Genomic DNA, 22,136 nt, shown 5'->3' with positions numbered 1-22,136 from the left:
CTTATTTATAAAGTGATTTTTCTATGGAATCGGCTTCTTTTAGAAAAGGGGAGTAGACCTTTTCTTCTTCTCCATTTATTTTAAGCTGTAGCCCCAAAGCTTTATTAAAATACAAATCATCCACCTGCTGGGCATGGTTCCTTACATTCCAGTACAAAGAGTTATCTTCGTTTTCATGTTCGGAACTTTCCAGTAGCGATAAGATATCTTCTAGTTCATCTAAAACTTCATTTAATCTTTTCAGTACTTCATTATCCGTTTTGTTGCTTCGAGTAATAACCGTGTAGCTTGCAACTTTGTTCGCAAGATCAAGCCATATATTATTTAGTTCCTGCTTATCAAATTTTTTTGCCTGTGTCTGCACTTTTTGGCCGGAAGACGAAGCTGTCGATTCGTGTTCTCCATTCTCTGGGTTATTATTAATCGATTTATAAAATTTGGAGATGGCGATTTGGTCTTGCTGAGAGTATTCGCCTTTATACTTCATTCGTATACTGTCGACCATACCGCTTTTGGTAAAGATGATAATATCGTAGTTTTCTTTTTCAAAATCGTAATAGGTGTAATCAGGATTAAATTGTAGAGCTGATGGTGTTCCCATATAATCGCTAATTATTCCCTCTGAAGCTCCAACTTTCAACCCGTTGCTTAGCCCCAAACCGTCCTTGGAAACCAGTATGAAATCCAAAATTCCTCCGCCTGTGAATTGGAGTGAGCTTCCTTCCAAATTAATTATGTAAGTATCCCACAAATTATCGTATTCAATGGATACATTCTGAGGAATTTTGTGTTGAACTTCCGAGAACCGTTCTCCTGCGGTCCAGCCCTCTAAAGAAAGAACGGCATCTTCTTCCGGTGCACTTGGTTCGTTTTGTTGTGGTTGTTGACTTGTTGGATGTGTAGTCTCCTTTCCAATTGCTGATTTCGAAGTCTCCACATTTGCAGCTTCATCGACTGAATTTTGATTTCTTGAGTCTAAGTTTTCATCTAATTTTTTGTGAAAGCTTTGCAAGTCAATTTTCCACTGATTTGTTTCAGTTTTGATCATGTTAAATTCCAACGTCACTTTGCTATTTACTTCACCCTCATAGAAATTTGTAAAAATCCAGACTACCTTGGCAGAACGGTCATTTATGGAAACAACTTTTTCCGAGAATTCCAACTGATCTACTACAAACAAATCCAATTTTGAAGGAATTAGAACTTGATTCAATTTATTGCGAAATTTACGAAGCTCTTCTTCCGGTATCTGTACGGTAGTTGACAGAACAACAAGTGATCCGGCTCTCTCATAGTCTTCAGTTTTGATCGCATGCCAAAATTCTCGTTCCACTTTTTGAACAATTGATTTTTCATTAGGTGGCATGATTCTCCTTAATATCTCTTTTATGCTCCAGTTATTGACTGCTAATGTGATACTCACTGTTACGAATGCAGCAACCGCCAGTAAGCTGGTAAAACTCATCGTCTTCAATCTCTTCACAAACAGTTGCCTCCTTGTCAAGCCATGACTTATCAAGATTGCAGGTTGAACGAACACCCGGAAGAGGTATTGATGAAACGTCCCTCTACCGGGTGTTATGAATTCTTCCTAACTGAATCTATCCAAAATGTATTCGATTTCCTTGTCTGATTTGCCCTCCGCTTTGAGTTCCTTCCGAAGTTCCTCTAGCACCCGGTCAATGGCATCCTGTGTTGAGTTGGAGTTTAATTTTTGCGCATCGTTCTGATCAGTCAACTTTATCAGTCCCTTCATCTGTTGTTTGGTTGGTGATACACAACCTTTGTCACGGTATTGCTTTCTTTTCCGTATCTGTTAACCAGTTTGATGGTGAACTCATTTTCCCCATTTTGAAGACTAACTTGGAATGAACCGCTATAACCGTTGGTTCCACGACCGCCGCCAAGCAAGTATGTCCTTTTTTCACCATTAACGTACAATGTCGGCTGGCTATCATATTTGTCTACCCAATCAAACCAGATATTATAGCCTGTGTTGTAGGTTACGTATTTCGGGTCAGGCTCTTCTAAACTAAGTTTGGGAGGGTCAATCGTAATCGTTATGCTCTTGTTTATTACGGTGTCGAGTCCCTTATAGCTGGACTTGATTTCAAAATTGTAAGTGCCGTCCTTTGTGACAGGGATATTGACGCTAAAACTGCCATCGAGGTCTACCATGACGTTGTCTCCGTTGATGGTCACGGTTGATCTTGGTGTGGTTTCGCCTTTAATAAGAATCGTGATTGGTTCTCCCGGTAGGGAGTCATTTTTGACGACATCGGCCCAAAGGTCTGGCGCTTTGAACGATGAATTTTGGCTTTCGGCTGTCTGATCGGGTGATTGCCCAACTGGTTCTGATTGATGATCTGGAGAATCAGCCCTACCGTCGTCGCTTATCCCTTTTATCGCCCGATACAACAAGACTGCGATTTCGGCACGCGTAATCGGATTTTGCGGTTTGAAGGTACCGTCAGGATAACCGCTTATCAATTTATGATCAGCAGCCACGTTTACGTATTTTCTGAGCTTTGGAGAAATGTCGTCCTCATCCGTGAAGTGAGAACTGTATTTTTCCGTACTCAACCCCATGATTTTCACCAAGGCTGTTGCGACATCTTCCCGCGTTGCGTTGGCGGTCGGGTCGAAGAATGGTTGGCCTTTCGGAGGGTAGTATCCAGTGACATACTCCTTTGTAGCCAGTATGTATGGATATGACCATCGGGTTGGAGGCACATCGCTATAGTAAACATCTTGTGTCACGGACAAGTCAAGAGAAAAGGTTACGGCAATCATTTTGGCAAATTCTTCGCGGCTGATGGGATTGTTCGGACGGAATGAACCATCCTCGTAGCCGCTCACGACATTTCTTCTGCTCATGCTTGAAATCGCTTCATAGGCCCAATTGTTGACCTGAACGTCTACGAATTGGACGACAATTGTGCCGGTGTTGATGATACCGTTATTGTTGATCGTTCCGTTATTGACGATGTTCGACTCCGCAAAAGCATTTGCAGGAAGAAGGGCACTCAGGACTAACATTGTGGCCAACAAGCTGGATACAATTTTCGATTTCATGTTTCTCCTCCATTTGTTGAAGTATGGTTGTGCTTTGCATTCTGGACTAAGTGACTTGTTCCGACTGCTGTGAAAGTGAAAGAAACACAGTTACAGTGTGACATCCCTCCTCGTGGCAGTGCCGAAAGAGGAGCAATCCCGAAGTAGGCAGGTTTTCCCAAGTTTTTGCGCCTCCTCTGCTCATGGTCACCATACACAGGCATTTCGTAGAATTCTAGCAACGTAAAGCATGCTAAAATAATTTGTTCTCGAAGGCGGAAATGTTGAACCTGTTCTGTTCCTTTCCCGCTCCGTTGAAACATCTAATGTACAAGCCGCTCTGGTTCTCGCTTATGGCAAATTGCAGCTTTGACTGCTGATTAATATAATTGCTTTTCAGTATTTTGTTTTTCATAAACGTTGCAGGGAGTCTGACATAGCGGTTCCCTTTACCTTCCAAACCTTCGAGAATCATGATGAAATCTAGGTTGTTCTTCTTTGCTTGATCGATGGCGCTTATACTAAGTTCAAATCTGTAATTATGGGGATGTGTTTTATCCGGGCTTGCTCTTCTTGAATACATTAACTTGGCGGTATAAGAATCTCCTTGTTTTTTTATGTGGAACACATTTTTTCCATACTGTTTTGTGTTCATCTCATGGACATATGATGCAATTTTCTTTTGTTCCTTAAGGTGTTGGAGAAATGCCTGATACTTGTTTTTGATTTCAGCCAAGCCAACTTTTTCTCTGATAAAGTCATTTAATTTTTCTTGGATTTGTTCGAAAGACAGCCTCAAGGTACTTCCATCGGAAATTAGTTGTTCCAACTCTTCAAGCTCAAGAGAATTGCAACGGTTCAAGTAGGTTGCTTTAATCTCGTCGACATCGACTTCGGAAAGCTGAACTCTGGCCATCACTTCGATATTACTGTTCTCGATCAAGCCCCAGCCTTTGCCGGTAAAATTTGCCGAGCCGATATAAGCGATTTTGTTATCGATCACGTAGATTTTGGAGTGAAGGAGGTTTAACGACTTTAGCTTGAATCCGGACTTCTGAAGCTGCTTTAGTGCCTCTAATTCAACTGCTCCGGTTAAATATTCAGTTCCAAAGGGGAGCGTTACAACTATTTTTTCAAGGCGCTTTGTTGTGATAGCGCTTAGAAGACTATCCACTGCAAGCGATGTTATGTACGGTGAAATGATGATGATTGATTTCTTTGCCTTAGTAATGTCGCTTTTTAAGTTTGAAACGAATTCAGAATGATAAAGCTTGGTCATGTTTGTCTCCTTTCGGTCATTATAGAATTGTTGCAGGTGGGTAGCTCCTATCTTTCAGCCCCTCATTATTAACATACACAGGCATGTGCCAAAATTCTAAATCGCTTCTAGGAAATATTGACCACAATAATGGTACTACTAATTTCTTTTTATGGTCAAATAGATATTTTTAGTTCCTTAATAGTTTGGTATGCCTCAGGTAAGCTTTCCTTGAGGTGGTTGACGTGACGGAAATAGCAAAGCTGCTGGGAGAGCGGATTCGAAGAATTAGAAAAGAAAAAGGGTTAAGTCAGGAACAATTGGGTGAATTGGCCGGTTTGAGTGAAAAATATATAGGACAAGTGGAGCGGGGAGAGAAAAACCTGACCATTGAGAGTCAGTATAAAATCGCCCATGGCTTAAATTTGTCATTGGAGGAATTGTTTCGTTCGCTGGACCCGATAGTAAGAGAAGATGCATTGGGGGAGCTTTTGGAACTGTTGAGTAATCGACCCAAGGCCGATCAGTCGATGATTTTAGAGGTAGCTAAGGTGATATTAAAGCAACAGGAGCGGGGAAAATAAGCAAAGGGAACAGTTGCTGAAATAACCTGCGCGAAGGAATCCCACAAGTTTAAGAAAGGATGTTTGAGAAAGAATCTTTGAGGGCATAATGGCTTCACATGTCCCCCAAGTATCGTTACTGATCCCCCTAAATTGACGCTTGTCTTCCTGAATTATAAATATTTAGATCGAATAGACTTAATTGCTGCAAGGATATTCAAGTAGCGTGTCCCTGTTCCCCTGATTCCCCCGAATAGCGGATATGAGCCATAGAAATTTTTTTAGGGACAGACTTTTCTCACTTATTCGGGTTAGCTCCATTGACGTAATTGCCGTAAAACTGCCGCAAAAATTCGTGATAAAGTACAGTAAATCCAGAGAACAGAACATATAACGCATGCCAAATCCTTGAATTTATGCGGTTATATGCGACTATAACAGATGCCATGGCAACGGGGTCGCTTCCCGCATACGGTGCATGTGGAGTGCGTAATAGGAATGCAACGAATCGATACGTAGAAATCCTTTATTTTCAACACTTTGCGCGTTTTATGACTTTCACGGCGGACGGCAACGACTTCAAAAATAAGGTACTGAAAGATAAAATTGGAGTTTCCGTTGTTTTGGAAATGGATTTGGACGTCGTGTGTGTAGACATGTTGAATTCAATGGAATAAGTTAACGAAAACCGTCTTTGAAAATGAAGGTGACGCAACATATGAATATTCAAGAGAACGCCCTTTTTTGAGGTGTTCTCTTTTTTATATAGAAACTTCGCATAATGCCGCTTGCCCTAAAATATCTGCGCAACCGGCTGAAACCCAACAAGACTAGGAATGAGGAGGAAACATATTGAGTAATTAATTCGTCAAAAGATAGTGCAAACGATCAAATAAAACAAGGGGACGTGGATATGGGGAAACGCAATTGGCTTGTCATTGTAATCATACCGGTCGTTTCATTTCTTTTAGCTTCCTGCGGAAATTTACCGTTGTCGAAAACGCCTAATACCAATACTTCGCCTCTAGTTCCAGTTAACTCAAACGAGAAAATATTTATGTTAAAAAAAGAGGATATTTCAAGTGTGACCATTTCCACTGGTGTGAACGACCCGGTTAGCGGAGTGATCAATGCGGAGACTGACATATATAATCTCGTAAACCTTTTGAATAAAGTAACTCATCTTACCGGAAATGCTACAGCGGATTACTACCGTTTGGTTAAACTTAACATGAAGGACGGAACTGTGAGAGTACTTGAGTTCGGTGGGAATGGTCAGTTTTTTAAGGTTCTCGACTCAGGGGTATTTTTCAAACTGGAACCTCCAGAAAATCACAAGATATTTAACAAACTGATTGACCGGGTAGAGAAAGAATATCAACTAAAACACTAATTGTTCCTCTAATTATCTTAGTTCCTTTGATGCTGATAAAAAGCAATGATTATTTCAATCAACGTTAGAATAAGTAGAGGCAGGCCAATAGAAAAGATGGCGATAAACCCGACAAAGCAGTGTAATGCAGCAGCGATGAAATGACCGGGTATATATTTTTGGAGGTAAGAAAAGATTTCAATTATGAGCCCAGCGAACAATAGAAGCCAGTAACAGGGTGCAGGTATTTGGGTAATCACATCACTATTTTTCATAAATAAAGCAATAAATGCGATCAAGGATAAGATTAATACTCCATTGAGAACAATCGCGATCGTTGGGGGAATGGTAAATTTATCGCTTTTGCTATAACGTATAAACACAATTGAAACTAACAAAAAACCAATAGACATAATAGGGAAAGTAACCACGATACACCTACCCTTCCTTCAATTCGTTTTTCTATAGAATAACACGTTGCTAAGGGTTAATTTGTAATTCGTGATTATTCAAGAGAACGCCATTCTTGAGGTGTTCTCTTTTTATATAGATGCAATATAAAAAGCTGATTAAAGATATTCAGCGCGATCGGCTTTTTACATGAAATAAAGATGCTGAATGCCTGAGTGATCTTATTCGTCGATTGTGGGGGGATTTTTGGTAGTCTTTTTGCTTATGATAGTAGGGCATGCTTTTCCTTGTCGAAATGCGAAAAATCATGTATGTTGGCTATGAGCAATCTAAGGACGCCGCATCATTATACGAAAGGGTCGATTGTATGCATCGTAAGTTGGTTTCCGAGTATTCTAACCAATTGCATCAATTACTGGTCTCCGTCTCAAGGCATTATTATTTTGGCAACGATGGTTATTTGAGATACCAGAAAAAACCGATGGATGTTGATCTGAAAAACAGCTTTAAATCACGCAAAGAACATCTCGTTTACTATATATTGCGCGATCATTATAGCGGAACATTTGCTTTTCGAATAGCTTCGACGAAAAGGCTGCTTCCTCTTGCAGATTTTCTTTATTATGCTTGGAGCGAGGAGAAGACGGAAGAAAAATTTATATACGGGATGCCGGACGCATTATTTGTACCGAAGACGGTTGCAACCGACGGCTTGTTTACCGCTTTGGAGAATCTGGATATTATGCCTCTACATCCACCAAGCGGTTTTGCTTCGGGAGTCAGAATATTTCGAGATATCGAGCAGTTGCTATCCTATTATTTAAGTGAAACAGTGGATCATAGACTGGATGGAGTGGACAAACTTTGTTCGAAAGTATGCCAATACTTGATTGATTCGGGTAAATTGTTCGAAAAATGGAAGGAAAGCTTGCCAAGGGAGCAACATCCTCGATCTGTTCCGGCTTATGATGATTTTATCAAGCTTTTTAACACAGTTGATGCCGGTCCTTTCAGTTTAGTACAAGGTGAAAATAGACGAAATGACAATACGATACTTGAATTGAAGCTTCCTCCGTTTGACAGAGAAAAGCTGGATCGAGCGCAGGAGATGATTTATGACGCATGGGAAGAGATGAGTAGAAGCAAGCGTCTCTCGATTGCACGAAAAGCATTGCTGCTGTCGCCATACTGTACGGATGCCTATAATTTGTTGGCAGAACACAGCGAATCTTCGGAAGAGCGAATGGAACTGTACGAGCGTGGGGTTAAGGTGGGGCGTCAAGTTTTAGGGGATTCGTTTTTTGAAGAGAATGCAGGTGATTTCTGGGGGATTACTAAGACCAGGCCATATATGAGGGCACTGGCGGGACTGGCGGAATGCCTCTGGGATAATGGGCATCGGCAAGATGCCATTGCAAGCTGTCGTGAGTTGCTCCGATTGAATCCTAATGATAGTCTGGGTATTCGCTATACTCTAGTTAATTATTTGCTGGCTGAGGGAATGAATAACGAAGCTGACGAATTTTTGTCGGAACATAATGAGGCCACATGCTTTATGCTGTATAGCGAAGCGTTGCTTTCTTTCCGCTGTAAAAGTGCCCGCAAAGCGGCCATATCATTGAATAAAGCTCTCGAAGCGAACTCTTTCGTTCCGGCTTACTTAGTAGGTGTTAAATATATTCCACATATTGTTCCTGAGACATACTCACGGGGGAGTGAGGAGGAAGCGATCATTTATGCCTCTGCCTCCCTTAGTGCATGGAGAGTAACACCGAGCGCTTTGGATTGGCTAGCTACCCGAGCAAATTATCAGAGGGTTAGACGTAATTCGTAAAGTATGGTTTATTTAAGTACAATGCGGAGGCAGTGACAACAAAAATACAGCCACTCAATGATAAGTTTGAGTTTACGTTGTTTTGAAATTTGTTTTAGAAGTCGTGTGAATAGATTGTTAAATCTATTGGAACAAGCTCACGAGATATTTGAAAATGAAGTTACTGTAACATATGAATATTCAAGAGAACGCCCTTCTTGCGGTGTTCTCTTTTTATATAGATACTATTCAAAAAGCCGGTTGCCCTGAAATATTCAGCGCAACCGGCTTTTTGCGTGAAAGGAGAAATGTCGGATGACTAAAGTGATTGCCCTCGCTAATCAGAAAGGCGGCGTGGGCAAAACGACAACAGCGGTCAATTTGGGAATCGGTTTGGCTGCCGATGGGAAGAAGGTTTTGCTAGTAGACGCGGATGCGCAAGGCAACCTGACGGATTCGTTAGGGTTCCATGAGCCGGATAGTCTCTCTGTATCGTTAGCCACGTTGCTGGTCAAAACGATGCTGGAAGAATCCTACGAAGCACGGGAAGGAATTCTGCAACACAGCGAAGGCGTTGACCTAATGCCGGGCAATATTGAACTGTCTGCTGTCGAGGTATCGCTTGTCAATACGATGAGCAGAGAAACGATCTTGCGTTCATACATCGATTCGGTTAAAGCTGACTACGATTACGTACTAATCGATTGCATGCCGAGTTTGGGCATGTTGACCATCAATGCTCTGGCTGCGGCAGACAGCGTCATTATCCCCGTTCAGGCGCACTATTTGCCCGCCAAGGGAATGACACAACTGTTGCAGACGATTGCCCGCGTGCGTAGGCAGATCAATCCGAAATTGGTTTTGGACGGAGTGCTGCTCACGATGGTAGACAATCGCACTAATTTTGCCAAAGATATTGCGCTCGTTCTTCGGCGCGATTACGGGGACAAGTTGCGCGTGTTCAACACAGAGATTCCATTATCCATTCGCGCAGCGGAAACGAGCGCCAAGGGAAAAAGCATTTATGCCCATGACCCGGATGGAAAAGCGGCGGAGGCTTATGCCGCCTTTACGAAGGAGGTGCAGGGCATTGACATCGAGAGAAGACAGGCTCGCAAGTATCAAACTGACCACAGTCGCTGATTTATTCTCAACCGAGGAAAGCCGCGCTGATGAAAAGCGGGAGAAGGTGATGGATATTCCTCTGTCGGAAATCAGCGATTTTCCCGGCCATCCGTTCAAGGTGAAGGCAGATGAAGCGATGCTGGAAATGGCGGACAGTGTGAAGCAATACGGCGTTCTTGTTCCCGGCCTGGTACGTCCGAAGGCGGACGGCGGCTACGAAATGGTAGCCGGACACCGGCGCAAGAAGGCAAGCGAATTAGCAGGTATGGAGACAATGCCCTGTATCGTTCGCGAACTGGACGACGATCAGGCGACCATTATTATGGTGGACAGCAACCTGCAACGGGAATATATCTTGCCTAGCGAGAAGGCTTTTGCTTATAAGATGAAACTGGAAGCAATAAAAAGGCAAGGAGCCAGAACGGATTTAACTTCTGCGCTAATTGCGCAGAAGTCGGCAAATAAAACATCAAGGCAAATTATCGCCGAGCAATCTGGGGAAGGCCCGCACCAGATTTCACGCTATATCCGCCTTACCGAACTGACCCCCTCCATTCTCGAAATGGTGGACGATAAACGGATCGCCTTCAATCCGGCCGTAGAACTTTCTTACTTGTCCGAAGAAGAACAGCAAGCCTTGTACGAAACGATGCAGTCCGAAGACTGCACTCCTTCACTGGCGCAGGCACAGCGCATGAAAAAACTGAGCCAGGATGGGCGGCTTAACGTGGATGTCATCTTCTCGATTCTCACGGAGGAAAAGCCGAACCAGAAAGAAAAGATGACCATTCAGCGCGAGCGAATTGACCGTTTCTTCCCGAGGGACTTTACCGAAAAGCAGAAGGAAGACCTGATCGTGCAACTATTAGAAAGCTGGTATAAAAAACGGCAGCGGGAACAGGAACGCTAACTTGTATCCGAAGCATCCCAACCTGTTCGGCAGCACTCTCCCCTAAGTCGGAGAGCTTTTTTTATGCCCATTTTTGGGGAGGCGATATACATGTATTTTACGAAAGGGAGGCGTCGTCAGTATGAACGCCTGATGCAAGAAAAGCCGGGGTTCAACCGCTTTGAAGTTTTGGAGGATGAGACCGAGCAGCCGCGCACGCGAAACAAGAAATCTCGTGAAACCGGTCAATCAAAGCGAAGCCCGGGAACGAAGAATGACCGCAATTTTCCAGGAGATGAGGACGGACGATGGAAGAATTAAAGCGAATGGCGGACAACTATGAAGTCGTTCAGGCCATCTCCATCGGGAAGGTGGAAGTGCTGCTTGGCATAGACGAAACCAATGCCGAGCGTCCGTACATGGTTTGTACCTGCACCCGAAACCATTCGTTGGGTGTCGAGCAATTTTACGCGTTTGCAGCCGGCGCGGATTATCTTGAAGCCGTGCATGACTTTGTTTCCCGCGTGCAATGGGAGCTGGAGGATCTCAAAGAAGAAAGGGCCAGTGTCAAGGTGCCCTTATCTCCCCTTACCCAAGTCCAATGCCAGCCGATTCGCGAAGACATGCGCATTGACCACCAGGTTGTTGTCATCCGGCCGGAACGGTTGCGACCCGAATATCGCACCGCTGTTAACCAGCTTGTGCTGGCGCTAAGCGGCTTTGGCACCTCCGCCAATTCCCGAGGTCGCGCCGTCTACGTGATCAATTTGTATACCGGAGAAGAGGCTCGCTGGAATCGGGAGGATTTTATGGGTCTGATAAAACCGGAGCATATGCCTGCATGGGCGCAAGAAAAACTGGAGCAGCATCAGGCTGCGACCCAGCAAAAGCAGAAGCTCCGTGACGATGCCCGGTAAAAATTTCGATAGCAGTTTAAGATTGATTGAGAGGAGACGTGAGCGATGTCGTGGACGTATCGGCACCGCAAGGCACTCATTATCACCGCGATCGCCATAAGCGTTTGTTTACTTGTGGCTGCGGTCATTTATTCTCTGAAAAAGCAATCGGAGCAAGAGCAGAATCAGCAGCAAATGAAGGAGCACTATGAAAGGCAGATCAAGGAACTGAAAACGATAGAGGAACAATCGCGCAGAAACGTCTGGACCGTGTCGCGAACCATTCCGGCCGGTGGTACCGTCACGGCAGAGGATCTCCTGTCCGTCCCGATGCCCGCGAGTCTGGTGCCATCCGGGATGATTACTGAACGGGAAGCGGCCATCGGCAAAAGCGCCAAAATCGAATTGCAGCCCGGAACACCGCTGATGCCATCTATGCTGTACGAGAGCACGCCGATCCCGAAGGATTTGCGGGTGCAAGAATTTCATGTCATTCAACTTCCCTCCAACCTTCAAAAAGGACAGTACATCGACGTGCGAATCAACTTTCCGACAGGAGAAGATTATGTCCTGTTAGCTAAAAAGAAAGCACGGGAGTTGTCGGGAACGGTCATCTGGCTCGAAATGAACGAGAAGGATATTTTGCAAACGTCAAGCGCGATTATCGATGCCTATTTGCAAGGCGCACGGCTGTATGCCTTGCCCTATATCGAACCGGGATTGCAGGAAGCAGCTGTGGTCAATTATCCCGCAAATCCGAAAGTGCTTGATTTGATGGAACATGATCCGAACCTGCTCGAAAAAGCGACAACCGAGCTTGCCCGCAAACTTCGCAAGACACTTGACGACAATCTGAAAGCCATGAGCGAGTCGGACAAACTGCGCGTGACAAGCGGCAGCGTGACGGTTCAGCAGCAACTGCAAAACGAAAGGATCGTCTCGCAGCAAGGCAATGCCACGCAATCTAAGACACCCACGCCGCAACCGTCGGGCACAACGGCTACGAATGATCGCGAGCCGCCGGCCGCGCAGCCGCTACCCTCCCCTTCCGGTTCGTCAACGACGAATGGGAATCGGCCGGAAGCACCCGCGGAGCCAACGCCATCAGCGCCAGCTTCACCCTCGGGGGAGTCGCCCGGCATAGATAAACTGGAGAACATTTTTAACCAGTAAAGGAGGCCGTCATGAAAAAAGTCGTGTTTTTCGGCGCGCCGGATAAGAGTCATTTGCTTCTTGTGTTAGGCAAGCTGCTCACGGTGTTGGATCAAAAGGTGCTGATCGTGGATTCCACGCTCGCTCAATCCATGCAAGGCTATTTGCCGCAAGTGGAATTCTCAAATTCGCTGCGGGAGTTTGAAGGATTCGACGTGGCGACCGGGCTGATCACGTCAGCTCAACTTGAGCGGTCCATCCGTCAAACCGTAGACGAAGCGGCATACGATATTATGCTGCTTGACACCGATCACACGGAATTTGTGAAAGGACAAGAGTTGCCGGGCTATGACAAGCGGGTTTGGTGCAGCAATTATAGTCGGCTCGGCATGTATAAAAACGCGGAGCTAATGCAGCGGCTGTGCCTTCACGAAGCGGAGGGCCAGCCGCTCTCGTTTTACAAACTGATCACCCCTACCTTGCCGATCACCATACCCGAGTCGTATATCGATTCGCTGTTGCCGCAGCAGGCTGTACGCTGGGAGGATGCCGTGTTCCGTTTTCCGCTGGACGAACGGGACATGTCCGTAGAGCTCGACAACCAGCATCATGGCCGCATCAACATCAAGCGGCTGACTGGAACGTATCGCCGGACCGTGCTCGACATGCTGCAACAGTTGTTTGATTGCGATGCCAAAACGGCCCGGCGGGCATGGGCGCGTGCGCGAAAGCGTGCGTGAAGCCGGTAAAGTCGCACGAAAGGAGATGAAGCAATGGGTTTTACCGTGGTGTTTTGGAGTCCGATTTCGGGACAAGCCGGGACGACAAGCAACCTGATCGCCTCCGCCGCGCTGCTCGGACTTGAATATTCTTCGCGTCTTTTGCTGCATGGGCATTTGCAAAGCGAATATGCAGCCATTGAACGCGGCTTTTATCCAAGGCGGACCTGGATGAGCAAAGTGGATGTCCCATCCGATGTCGGAATCGACGCGCTGCTCAGGCTATTGCAAAACCGCAAGCTCGAACCAAAATTGCTGCGGGATTACACGCTGCCGCTGCTCGCCGAACGCCTCGACATCCTGCCGGGATCGAACAAGCCGGATGTATCGTTTGTTTCGTCGGCGCAGGACTGGCTCGGGCCGCTCTTAGAACTGACAAAACGCGCTTACGATCTGGTGTTGCTGGATGGCGGAAGCGGCAATGAGACGGAATGGACACGGGCGCTTTTGCATCAAGCAGATTTGCTGGTCGTTTGCCTGCCGCAAAACTTGCTCAAACTGGAGCAAGTTTTTTCATTAGCGGAGGTGCAACTTCTGGCGAGCCGCCAGGTTTTGCTCGTATTCGGGCAATATGACCCTCGCTCGGCGTTTACCGTCAAAAACATCATGCGTCAGTTCCACCGGCGGGAGCCTGCGTACCCGATTATTCATAATACAGGATGGCACGATGCCCTCCAGCAAGGAGACGCTATCCATTTTTTATTTCGCAACCGGCAAGTGCCGCGCGATCACGAAAACAATCTTTTTGTGCATCACGTACGGGCATTGGCACAGACGATCGTCCGGTACGCCGGATTAGATAAGCCTCTTTTCGGCGGGAGGGAGGACGATCGAGGATGATGTTCATGCTGAACGCTTTGCTTATCGTGGGCATCCTCATCGCGGTCGGCGTTCTGCTTTATTTGCGCATGAGCCGCCGTTTACCGGACCAGCCGGACGAACAGCCGGTCTACACGCTGGATTCGATGACCGCGTTCGTGAAAGAGGCGCTGCATGAGATGACCAGCAGCAACTTGATTGACTATGGCTTGTCGGAAGAAGAATACCGTCGCCGCAAAAACAAACGTGCGGAACTGAAAAAAGCGCTGCGGGGCTGCACGTCTGGCGATTTGCGGGATAAGGCCTATGTGAAGCAAGTGATCGCCGATTTGCTCGAACAGCGCTACTGCTTGGACGACAATAACCTGAACCGTCTTCTTCCGTTTGACGATCCGAAAAAATTATCGCCGCAAGATCAGTTCGACATTTTGCTCCATCTGTTTAAGAAACAGCATCGATTGAGAGCGCTGGACGAACTGATTCAAAAATACGAATTGGATCGCCCCAAACGAAGTATGGAAGACGAAGAAACCGAGTCCTATCGGATTACCGCCGACGAAATCCGCGACATTTACAAGCAGGAAGTACACAAGCTGCCCGCCGAGGACAAAATGCAGATCGTTGTACAGCGGATCTATCAGCAATACAAAGGATTCAGCGTCATCGACGAAATCCGCGACATGAAAATCGACGGCGTATCGGGCGGTGTATCCGGCATTCCACCCGTGATGTGGGAAGGCGAGTGGAGTTTGGAGGAAGAAGCGCAGCTTCGTGAGGTGCCAAGGTCGCATGACAGCGTATGGATATTTTATAAAGGAAAGTCCATCCATTTGAGCTTTCTGTCCTTCGGCTCGGAACAAGAGCTAAGGCGCGTGTGCCAGAACGTGTACAAACATAATTTTCCCGGCCAGCTGTCCGAAGCGAACGGTTTTAAGGTAAACGAAATGGCGGATGGCTCCCGCGTTGTTGTGTTGCGCCCCCGGTTCAGCGAATCGTGGGCTTTTTTTGTGCGCAAATTCGACGTGCAAAACGCCGCGCTCGAACAACTGATTCAGGACGACAACGCCGAACTGCCTATCGGGCTGATCCGCTATCTCGTTATGGGGGAACGCATCACGGCCATCACCGGCGCACAAGGCAGCGGCAAGACGACGCTCTTGATGGCCATGGTGCGCTACATTCCGGCGATCTTGCCGATTCGGGTGCAGGAAATGAGTTTTGAACTTCAGCTTCGGAAAATATATCGGGATCGCAACATTTTAAGCCTGCGGGAAACCGAAACGATCTCCGGACAAGACGGGCTGGACATTCAGAAGAAAACGGACGGATCGGTCAATATTTTGGGAGAAGTGGCGACCGACCCGGTTGCCGCCTGGATGGTGCAGATGGCGCAGGTCGCTTCGCTGTTCACTTTGTTTACGCATCACGCCAAAACATTCCGCGATCTTGTTTACTCGCTGCGCAATTCGTTGCTGAAAACCAGAGTGTTTACAAACGAAAAAGTGGCCGAGCAGCAGGTCGTCAGCGTCATCAACTTCGATATTCACCTGAGACGGGACGCGGACGGACATCGTTACATTGAACGAATAACCGAGTGCGTCCCGGTGGAGCAAGAGACGGCATACCCGGATTCGTTCCGCCATAAACCTACGACCGAAGAGAAAATGGCGGCGTTTATGGAGACGATGCTCGAATACTTCCGCCGCACGACGGATCGCCCCCTATACGACGCACGAAACGTCGTCGAATACCGGGACGGGCAGTATGTCGCCGTTCATCCGCTGTCCGAGCGAAGCCGAAACGAAATCGCCGCTTGCCTCACAGGCCCGGATCAGGCGGCGTTCGAGGCGTTTCTGGCGGTTCATTGGGGGGATGGCGATGAGGCTTGAATGGCTGTCCCTGTTGCTCGGCGCGGCGACGGTGCTGTTCCTCGCGATGGCGGCCGCATTTCAATGGGTATCCCGCCACGGTTCAGATGTGGAGGCCATTCGGCGGTATGAAGCGCTGCGCAAACCGGGCAAAGCCCGTAAGAAGCAAGCGCTGTATAGCGTCATGCAGCAGTTGTACCGTCTATGTGAGCGCGTGCCGATTCTGAGCGCTTATTTGATTCATATTCGCAAACGAATGACCATTCTCCAGCTTGGCGACGAATGGAAGCTGCGGTTGGAGACGATGAAGACGGCTCTAATTATTTGGGGCATGCTGATTGCAGCGGCTGTTCCGCTGGCGCTGGGCGTGCGCGACCTGGCCACGCTTGGCATGATCGCCATCGGTTTCTGGGTTGGCCATGGCATTCTGTCGGACAATCTGGTGCATCGGCTGGAGACGCGCCTGCTTCGCCAACTCCGTCTATTCTTCTCGGACGTACGTCATCACTATCATCGCCATGGCATGGTGGAAGAAGCCATTTATGAAGCGGCAGACGGTGCGCCGTATGAGATGGCGCTGCACGGACACGAAATATACGAAGTGCTCACGGCAAGCGACGCCGAGCAGCGGCTGGCGCAGTATATCGAGAGCGCGCCGAACCGCTATTTGCAGGGCTTGGCCGGGCTGTCGCATCTGGTGAAGGAATACGGCGACAAACGAACCGCAACCGGTTCCGTGTACTTGAAGGCGCTTGGGAAGCTTGCGACCGAACTGAATCTGGAACTGCTGCGCCGCGAGCGCCTCAGTTTCCTGTTGCAAGGACTGACCGCCATCGCGCTGTTGCCGCTGCTGTTTACCCGGCCGATCGAAGCTTGGGCCAGCCATTACTTTCCGGCCATGGACGCCTTTTATGCGAGCACGACCGGCTGGATCGTGAAAATCGGCCTGATGGCGGTCGTATGGCTGTCCTACGTTCTGCTGAGGAACATTCAGGAACTGGACGTGAGTCCAAAACCAACCGGCCGGAAAAGATGGGAGAAACGGGTTTACGAATGGCCATGGATGCGCTGGCTTGTGCATCGTTTCGGTCCCGCCCCCGGTTCCCGGGAAGCTGACCGTATGGTCAAGCTGCTTAAAGACACCGCGTCGCCGCTTCGGCTGGAATGGCTCTATGTGCAGCGCATCGTGGCGGCGGGCATGGCTTTTCTGGCTGTGCTCGGGATGTTTATGGCGCTTCATGCCGCAAGCCGGCATCAAATCTTGTATGCGCCGGTAAAGCCGGGCATCCTGTTCGGCCAACTGTCGCCGGAGGAGGAAGCCAAGACGCGCGAGGCGGCGGCGCTCGATCGCCGCATCATCGATCGCGTAAAGGAGGTGAAGCATCGCACCGAAGAAACGGTGATGGCCCTGCTCCGCAGCGAATCGCCGATGACGGGCCAGGACGATCAGCTTCGCGCCGCGGCTCGGCGCATTATGGTCAAGCTCACGAAGCTGGACAATCATTATGTGAAGTGGTGGGAAGCGCTCCTCGCCGCTCTCGCGGGATGGGGCGGCTACGCCATGCCGGTCGGCGTTCGGTTGTTCCAGCGGCGCATGCGGCAGATGGAGATGAAGCATGAAGTGGATCAACTGCATGCCGTCATCGCCATGCTGGCAGATATGGACCGGATGTCGGTCGAGCATCTGCTCATCTGGATGGAACAGTTTGCCCGCGTGTTCAAGGAACCGCTGCAAACCTGCTTGCTCCATTTCGAACAGGGCGCGGATCAGGCGCTGGCGCAGCTGAAAGAGGATGCGCCGTTTGTGCCGTTCGTCCGCACGGTCGAAAAGCTGGAACTGGCTGCGCAAAGTTTGCCGATCCGGGAAGCGTTCGACGACCTGGAGTCGGAACAGGCTTACGCGCAGGAGCAGCGCAAACAGGAGTACGAGCAATTGATCGAGCAAAAGGCAGGCTGGGGAAAATGGATCGGGTTTGCGCCGATGATGGCTCTCATTTTCGGCTATCTGGTCATTCCGCTCGTCATCGTCAGCTTGCACCAGATGTCCGTATACTACGAACAGCTTCAGCGCATTCAGTAAGCGGACATGTTGCGGCGCTTTCCAAACGGGAAGTGCTTTTTTTATTTCCTACACCATTTTGAATTTGAAGGAGAGATCGGTTCATGTCGAACGCGCAAAAAGCACTCGTGATGGCGGCAGGCATTTTTCTTGCCATCGCGCTCATTACCCTCGCCGTCGTATTGTTTATTTCCGCGCAAGACTCCACCAAGGCGGCGCAAAGCAATTTCAGCAATATCCAGACGGAGCTGTCGCAAACGGCGTTTACGGTGTACGACAACACGACGTTGTCGGGCAGTCAGGTGGTCAACGCGCTGCGCAAGTTCAGCGATCAAGATCAGTTCGGCATCCAGATTGTCACCGGGAAAAATCCGGCAGGTCAGTGGTACGGCAAAGTCATTAACACGGGTGTTCCGATCGACAGCGTGACCTACGGCTCGGTGATGGGCGAAGCGCCGGGGAAAATGAGCGATACGGTGGATGAATCGGATATCAACTACGTGAATCCGAGCGGGAAATTTCGGGCGCAACTGGTGCATGACAGAAGCAACGTCATTCGCGGCATCGTGTTCCGGCAGCAGTAAGCGTCCGTACTGACATCACAACGCTGACGGGGCGTCCTTTCGGGTATAGACGGACGCCCCGGCGTTTTCAAGGAGGAAGCCGATGGAATATGCCCCCAGAACGATGCTGGAAATGAGTGTGGCCTGTCTTCTCTTTCTGATGGCCGTAACGAGCGGACTCATGCTATTTCAAACCGGGGCCGCGCTGAACGCCACCGCCTATGTGTCGGGAAAGTCGCTGGATCGCAACGTGCAGATGGCGTTTTCGCCGATTGCCGGCGACGGCACCGTATCCGGCGCAGAGGTTACTCAGTCCATTGCCCGGCTGGAGACGGGAGACGCGGAAATTGTGGTGGACGGCGTTCGATACGCGCCGCCGCTCGATCGGGACTTGTTCGTCCCCGCCGGGATTCAGCTGAATGCCCGGTATACGGCAGTCGCCCAGCGAGATGCGTCCGGACAACTGGTGCGTCTCATTTTCGCTTTACGCTAAGGAGAATGCCATGAACAGTTTCTCGAAAGTTTTCGCGGTGCTCATTGCCGTTCTTTTGCTCTACCTCTACCCCATTTCCGCAGCCTTCGACCAGCAGGACGATATTTCGGAACTGGTCGTATTGAAGGCGACGACAACATTTGTGGATGCAGTGCGGGACAAGGGCTTTGTGTCGCCGAGCATGTATACGGACTTTATGGAGGCGATTGCGGCAACGGGCAACACCTTCGATGTGCAAATGGAACACGGAAGCAAAAAGTACGTGCCGGTTTACGACGACCCGACAAGGCCGGATACGTTTCGGGGCAGCTACGAAGTGCACTACGACATGTTTTACAACGCGCAGATCCTGCCCGTTCTCTTCCCGAACAACACGGCCGCAAAAGACGATCCGGCGCGACGCTACAAGCTGCGGGTCGGCGATACGTTTGCGGTCACGGTTAAAAATACGAACCGGACTCCCGGCACGATCCTGTTCGATTTTCTGAACCAGGCCATCAGTCCGAACGAAAAAATCTTCATTCCTTACGGCGGGGTGGTGCGCAATGAGGCTGATTGAATGGGCCATTGTCGGAGCGCTTATTTTTCTGCCGTTTGCGACCGTGAACCGGATCGAGGTCGAAACGCAGCGGAAGGCGCTACTCTCCGAGCTGCGCTATAACACCGCGCTGGATGCGGCGGTGGATGATGCTGCGCGGATGTTGACCGTCAATGCGAACCAGCAGCGGGAGACGCAATACGAATCGGCCAAGCGGGTGGCGCTGAACAAGGACGAGGCGATTGCCGCTTTTTATCGGACGCTGTACGCAAGCTTCGGCATTGCCGACGATCCCGTTGCGCAAGGCGTGTTGAGTCGGTATATCCCGGCTATTGCGGTGATTGGTTACGACGGCTTCTACGTCTATGCCGAGGAGGAGTGGACGGGAGCCGATGGGCACACGGAACAGAAACCGGTTTGGGGAGCGAAAAAGCCGTATGCTTACGCCGATTCAACGGGCAACAGCCTTTCGTTCACGCTGGACGATTTCGTCCTCGCTTACGATGCGGTCAGCCGGAGCTGGCACGAAGGCTTGCGGGCCGACGTCGGGCAGCAGACGAATATTGCGTTATTAAAGGATGCGGAGCGATTTGAGCAGGTGCGCCGGAGCACCATCGTCCGCGCAATTGAAGACGAACTCGCGTACCGGATCAATAAACACAACGAATCGGTTTCCCGATTTGGTCTCTCCTACACGTTTACATTGCCAACGATTTCACAGGAAGATTGGAACAATACCGTGGATGACGTCGGGGTGCTTGCTTTCATCCAGGGCATTCCGATGGGAGGCAAGTTTTACAACAATTACGCCCTCGGCGGAAGCCGCTTGCTCAAGAAGCCAGAGATTGTCGGAGCCAGGAAAGGAAGCATGAAGGTGTATTACCGCAGCACATGCGGCTTTACTTATCCGGTGGAAGAGACGTTTTCCAGCGAAAAAGCGGCCGCGCAAAAAGGCTATATGCCGCTGGACTGTCCGGTCTCGCCATCTTAACGAGACGGCGATGTTTCGGAAAGTGGACACGCCGTCGGATCGGTTCTATGATGAACGTGTCAGTCGAAATCTTCCAAACTTGTCATGACCCCTATCAAGAGAGGAGCAAATGGCGTGAGAAAATGGATAATTGCAGGACTTGCCGCCGCGATGCTTTGCAGCTTGTTCACCGTAACAGCAAGCGCGGCGAGCCGACCTCCGTCTTTTGTCAGCGTCGTTATGGACGGACAAAAAATCTGGTTTCCCGATGCACAAGCATTTGTCGATGAAAACAACCGGACGCTCGTGCCGATTCGATTCATCGCGGAACAGATGGGCGCAAACGTAGGCTGGGAGCCCAAAACGATGACCGTACCGATTGAGCGGGACGACCTGCATATTGTGCTTACCATCGGCGATAGCAAGGCGCTCGTCAACGGCAAAGAGGTGGCTTTCGATTCGCAGGCGATCACCAGCGGCGGCCGGACGTTTGTCCCGCTGCGTTTTGTCAGCGAAGCGCTGGGGGCGGAAGTGAATTGGGATAGCCCAACATCGACCGTCTTCATTTCCACACAAGAAGACGCCAATGCGAAGTATGATGAATGGGGCCGTCTGATTCGCACAACCCATTTGCCGAAGAACGCGAAAGATTACCCGTACATTCTGGCCGATGTGCCGAATGAAGCCTATGAAATGGCCTGTCCCTACTCGCATCCTACGGACAGCAAGGTTTCATCGGTATTGTATTCAACCATACCGGAATTCAATAAGAAAAACGTGGATATATGGATGAACCGGCTGAAAATGTTCGGCGCGCTGTGGCTGAATGTGGACTACAAAACGATTGACGATACGTGGGCGCAGGCGGTATTCGCCACGAAAATGCAAAGTTCCAATGCGGAATTGAAATATATCCGGCGGTATGTGGAGTGGGTTAAAGAAAACAAGATACAGATCGAAGGATACCTTGATCCCGAGCCTTCCATGATCTATAAAGACGGGTTTGGAAATAATTATGTACGTTCCAAGTTCAGAATCAAATTCAACTCATTCACGGAAAGTAAAAATTTGCTGTACGATGAGCGGTTCCCCAATGAACGCAAATTCGATAAGCAGGTTTGGTACGAAGGTTACGCGGATATTTCCCTTTCCACGAATGTTGGCGGCGATTGGGGCAGTACATTGAAAGTCGATCCGGGAGCCAGTTTATTCCGCAATTATTTCATCAGAAAGGCGGACTCGGAGTAGATGAAGAGAAACAAATTCATAAAATCGGCGTTGAGCGTGCTTCTGGCATGCTCTTTTTTATTTTCGGGTTTTCCTTTCGCAGCGAAAGCCGAAACCCCCAAAGTAAGAACGGAGGCAGGAAAAATCAGCTTTGAAATCACAAGTACGGCTGCAACATCGTCCATTAAATACAGAACCGTGGGTTGGACGGTGCGCCGTGACCAATTATGTTCGAATACGACGCCCAAGCAGTGTGGCGATCCGAGAAGCGGCCAACATGCTTCTTT

The 22,136-nt window shown here is 48.9% G+C and carries 21 protein-coding genes; 17 read left to right on the top strand and 4 right to left on the bottom strand.

Going from position 1 to position 22,136, the window contains the following annotated elements; all coding sequences use genetic code 11:
• Position 1 precedes the first annotated feature (1 nt).
• From B7E11_RS13600 to B7E11_RS13590, 3 genes are all read right to left on the bottom strand, one after another.
• A complete protein-coding gene (locus B7E11_RS13600) occupies positions 2-1,483 on the bottom strand; it encodes a hypothetical protein (RefSeq protein ID WP_027093227.1) in 1,482 nt (493 codons plus the stop codon).
• A 269-nt stretch (positions 1,484-1,752) separates the two neighbouring features.
• Positions 1,753-3,075, bottom strand: a complete 1,323-nt coding sequence (locus tag B7E11_RS13595) for an S-layer homology domain-containing protein (RefSeq protein ID WP_027093226.1) — start codon at positions 3,073-3,075, stop codon at positions 1,753-1,755.
• Positions 3,076-3,307: 232 nt separating this feature from the next.
• Positions 3,308-4,333, bottom strand: coding sequence for a phospholipase D-like domain-containing protein (locus B7E11_RS13590; protein WP_027093225.1), 1,026 nt, complete (start codon positions 4,331-4,333; stop codon positions 3,308-3,310).
• Positions 4,334-4,557: 224 nt separating this feature from the next.
• Between B7E11_RS13590 and B7E11_RS13585 the strand changes: the two genes are divergently transcribed.
• From B7E11_RS13585 to B7E11_RS13500, 17 genes are all read left to right on the top strand, one after another.
• On the top strand, positions 4,558-4,896 hold the full coding sequence (locus tag B7E11_RS13585) for a helix-turn-helix domain-containing protein (RefSeq protein WP_027093224.1): 339 nt from the start codon (positions 4,558-4,560) through the stop codon (positions 4,894-4,896).
• 892 nt (positions 4,897-5,788) lie between these two features.
• The gene (locus B7E11_RS13580) at positions 5,789-6,268 is read left to right on the top strand and encodes a hypothetical protein (protein ID WP_139787179.1); all 480 of its coding nucleotides are present in this window, start codon (positions 5,789-5,791) and stop codon (positions 6,266-6,268) included.
• Positions 6,269-7,025: 757 nt separating this feature from the next.
• Positions 7,026-8,492: a hypothetical protein gene (locus B7E11_RS13570; protein ID WP_080835602.1), complete on the top strand. Its 1,467-nt coding sequence runs from the start codon at positions 7,026-7,028 to the stop codon at positions 8,490-8,492.
• Between the two features lie 294 nt (positions 8,493-8,786).
• On the top strand, positions 8,787-9,614 hold the full coding sequence (locus tag B7E11_RS13565; protein WP_080835175.1) for a ParA family protein: 828 nt from the start codon (positions 8,787-8,789) through the stop codon (positions 9,612-9,614).
• Positions 9,562-10,506, top strand: a complete 945-nt coding sequence (locus B7E11_RS13560; RefSeq protein ID WP_245809713.1) for a ParB/RepB/Spo0J family partition protein — start codon at positions 9,562-9,564, stop codon at positions 10,504-10,506. Before B7E11_RS13565 ends, B7E11_RS13560 begins: the two co-directional genes overlap by 53 nt.
• 90 nt (positions 10,507-10,596) lie before the next feature.
• On the top strand, positions 10,597-10,806 hold the full coding sequence (locus B7E11_RS13555) for a hypothetical protein (protein ID WP_139787178.1): 210 nt from the start codon (positions 10,597-10,599) through the stop codon (positions 10,804-10,806).
• Positions 10,794-11,402 carry a hypothetical protein gene (locus B7E11_RS13550; RefSeq protein ID WP_080835165.1) on the top strand — a complete coding sequence of 203 codons (609 nt, stop codon included), beginning with the start codon at positions 10,794-10,796 and terminating at the stop codon, positions 11,400-11,402. The genes B7E11_RS13555 and B7E11_RS13550 overlap by 13 nt, the downstream gene beginning before the upstream one ends.
• A 45-nt stretch (positions 11,403-11,447) precedes the next feature.
• The gene (locus B7E11_RS13545) at positions 11,448-12,554 is read left to right on the top strand and encodes an SAF domain-containing protein (RefSeq protein ID WP_080835164.1); all 1,107 of its coding nucleotides are present in this window, start codon (positions 11,448-11,450) and stop codon (positions 12,552-12,554) included.
• An 11-nt stretch (positions 12,555-12,565) separates the two neighbouring features.
• On the top strand, positions 12,566-13,273 hold the full coding sequence (locus B7E11_RS13540) for a hypothetical protein (protein ID WP_080835161.1): 708 nt from the start codon (positions 12,566-12,568) through the stop codon (positions 13,271-13,273).
• A gap of 33 nt (positions 13,274-13,306) precedes the next feature.
• Positions 13,307-14,152 carry a CpaE/TadZ family protein gene (locus B7E11_RS13535; RefSeq protein ID WP_080835158.1) on the top strand — a complete coding sequence of 282 codons (846 nt, stop codon included), beginning with the start codon at positions 13,307-13,309 and terminating at the stop codon, positions 14,150-14,152.
• Positions 14,149-16,020, top strand: coding sequence for an ATPase, T2SS/T4P/T4SS family (locus B7E11_RS13530; RefSeq protein WP_080835155.1), 1,872 nt, complete (start codon positions 14,149-14,151; stop codon positions 16,018-16,020). The genes B7E11_RS13535 and B7E11_RS13530 overlap by 4 nt, the downstream gene beginning before the upstream one ends.
• Positions 16,010-18,079: a hypothetical protein gene (locus B7E11_RS13525; protein WP_080835152.1), complete on the top strand. Its 2,070-nt coding sequence runs from the start codon at positions 16,010-16,012 to the stop codon at positions 18,077-18,079. Before B7E11_RS13530 ends, B7E11_RS13525 begins: the two co-directional genes overlap by 11 nt.
• An 83-nt stretch (positions 18,080-18,162) precedes the next feature.
• Complete coding sequence (locus tag B7E11_RS13520; RefSeq protein ID WP_054819667.1) at positions 18,163-18,642, top strand: hypothetical protein; 480 nt, start codon at positions 18,163-18,165, stop codon at positions 18,640-18,642.
• Between the two features lie 82 nt (positions 18,643-18,724).
• Positions 18,725-19,114, top strand: coding sequence for a hypothetical protein (locus B7E11_RS13515; protein WP_080835149.1), 390 nt, complete (start codon positions 18,725-18,727; stop codon positions 19,112-19,114).
• A 10-nt stretch (positions 19,115-19,124) separates the two neighbouring features.
• Positions 19,125-19,673, top strand: a complete 549-nt coding sequence (locus B7E11_RS13510; protein ID WP_080835146.1) for a hypothetical protein — start codon at positions 19,125-19,127, stop codon at positions 19,671-19,673.
• The gene (locus B7E11_RS13505) at positions 19,660-20,643 is read left to right on the top strand and encodes a hypothetical protein (protein ID WP_080835143.1); all 984 of its coding nucleotides are present in this window, start codon (positions 19,660-19,662) and stop codon (positions 20,641-20,643) included. Before B7E11_RS13510 ends, B7E11_RS13505 begins: the two co-directional genes overlap by 14 nt.
• A 114-nt stretch (positions 20,644-20,757) precedes the next feature.
• The gene (locus B7E11_RS13500) at positions 20,758-21,870 is read left to right on the top strand and encodes a copper amine oxidase N-terminal domain-containing protein (RefSeq protein WP_080835140.1); all 1,113 of its coding nucleotides are present in this window, start codon (positions 20,758-20,760) and stop codon (positions 21,868-21,870) included.
• Here the strand turns inward: B7E11_RS13500 and B7E11_RS28975 are convergent.
• A complete protein-coding gene (locus tag B7E11_RS28975; RefSeq protein WP_139787176.1) occupies positions 21,840-22,097 on the bottom strand; it encodes a hypothetical protein in 258 nt (85 codons plus the stop codon). The genes B7E11_RS13500 and B7E11_RS28975 overlap by 31 nt on opposite strands.
• Positions 22,098-22,136 lie beyond the last annotated feature (39 nt).

It is taken from the genome of Cohnella massiliensis, assembly GCF_900169535.1.
Lineage (GTDB): Bacteria > Bacillota > Bacilli > Paenibacillales > Paenibacillaceae > Cohnella > Cohnella algarum.
The sequence above is the reverse complement of the archived record's forward strand: the minus strand, read 5'-3'. Positions and strand labels throughout refer to the sequence as shown.

Excerpts from the sequence above, each read along its gene's own strand:
- B7E11_RS13595 (WP_027093226.1), bottom strand. The coding sequence starts at position 3,075 with ATGAAATCGAAAATTGTATCCAGCTTGTTGGCCACAATGTTAGTCCTG.
- B7E11_RS13580 (WP_139787179.1), top strand. The coding sequence starts at position 5,789 with ATGGGGAAACGCAATTGGCTTGTCATTGTAATCATACCGGTCGTTTCA.
- B7E11_RS13570 (WP_080835602.1), top strand. The coding sequence starts at position 7,026 with ATGCATCGTAAGTTGGTTTCCGAGTATTCTAACCAATTGCATCAATTA.
- B7E11_RS13510 (WP_080835146.1), top strand. The coding sequence starts at position 19,125 with ATGAACAGTTTCTCGAAAGTTTTCGCGGTGCTCATTGCCGTTCTTTTG.
- B7E11_RS13505 (WP_080835143.1), top strand. The coding sequence starts at position 19,660 with ATGAGGCTGATTGAATGGGCCATTGTCGGAGCGCTTATTTTTCTGCCG.
- B7E11_RS13550 (WP_080835165.1), top strand. The coding sequence starts at position 10,794 with ATGGAAGAATTAAAGCGAATGGCGGACAACTATGAAGTCGTTCAGGCC.
- B7E11_RS13555 (WP_139787178.1), top strand. The coding sequence starts at position 10,597 with ATGTATTTTACGAAAGGGAGGCGTCGTCAGTATGAACGCCTGATGCAA.
- B7E11_RS13565 (WP_080835175.1), top strand. The coding sequence starts at position 8,787 with ATGACTAAAGTGATTGCCCTCGCTAATCAGAAAGGCGGCGTGGGCAAA.
- B7E11_RS13535 (WP_080835158.1), top strand. The coding sequence starts at position 13,307 with ATGGGTTTTACCGTGGTGTTTTGGAGTCCGATTTCGGGACAAGCCGGG.
- B7E11_RS13540 (WP_080835161.1), top strand. The coding sequence starts at position 12,566 with ATGAAAAAAGTCGTGTTTTTCGGCGCGCCGGATAAGAGTCATTTGCTT.
- B7E11_RS13590 (WP_027093225.1), bottom strand. The coding sequence starts at position 4,333 with ATGACCAAGCTTTATCATTCTGAATTCGTTTCAAACTTAAAAAGCGAC.
- B7E11_RS13545 (WP_080835164.1), top strand. The coding sequence starts at position 11,448 with ATGTCGTGGACGTATCGGCACCGCAAGGCACTCATTATCACCGCGATC.
- B7E11_RS13520 (WP_054819667.1), top strand. The coding sequence starts at position 18,163 with ATGTCGAACGCGCAAAAAGCACTCGTGATGGCGGCAGGCATTTTTCTT.
- B7E11_RS13530 (WP_080835155.1), top strand. The coding sequence starts at position 14,149 with ATGATGTTCATGCTGAACGCTTTGCTTATCGTGGGCATCCTCATCGCG.
- B7E11_RS13515 (WP_080835149.1), top strand. The coding sequence starts at position 18,725 with ATGGAATATGCCCCCAGAACGATGCTGGAAATGAGTGTGGCCTGTCTT.
- B7E11_RS13525 (WP_080835152.1), top strand. The coding sequence starts at position 16,010 with ATGAGGCTTGAATGGCTGTCCCTGTTGCTCGGCGCGGCGACGGTGCTG.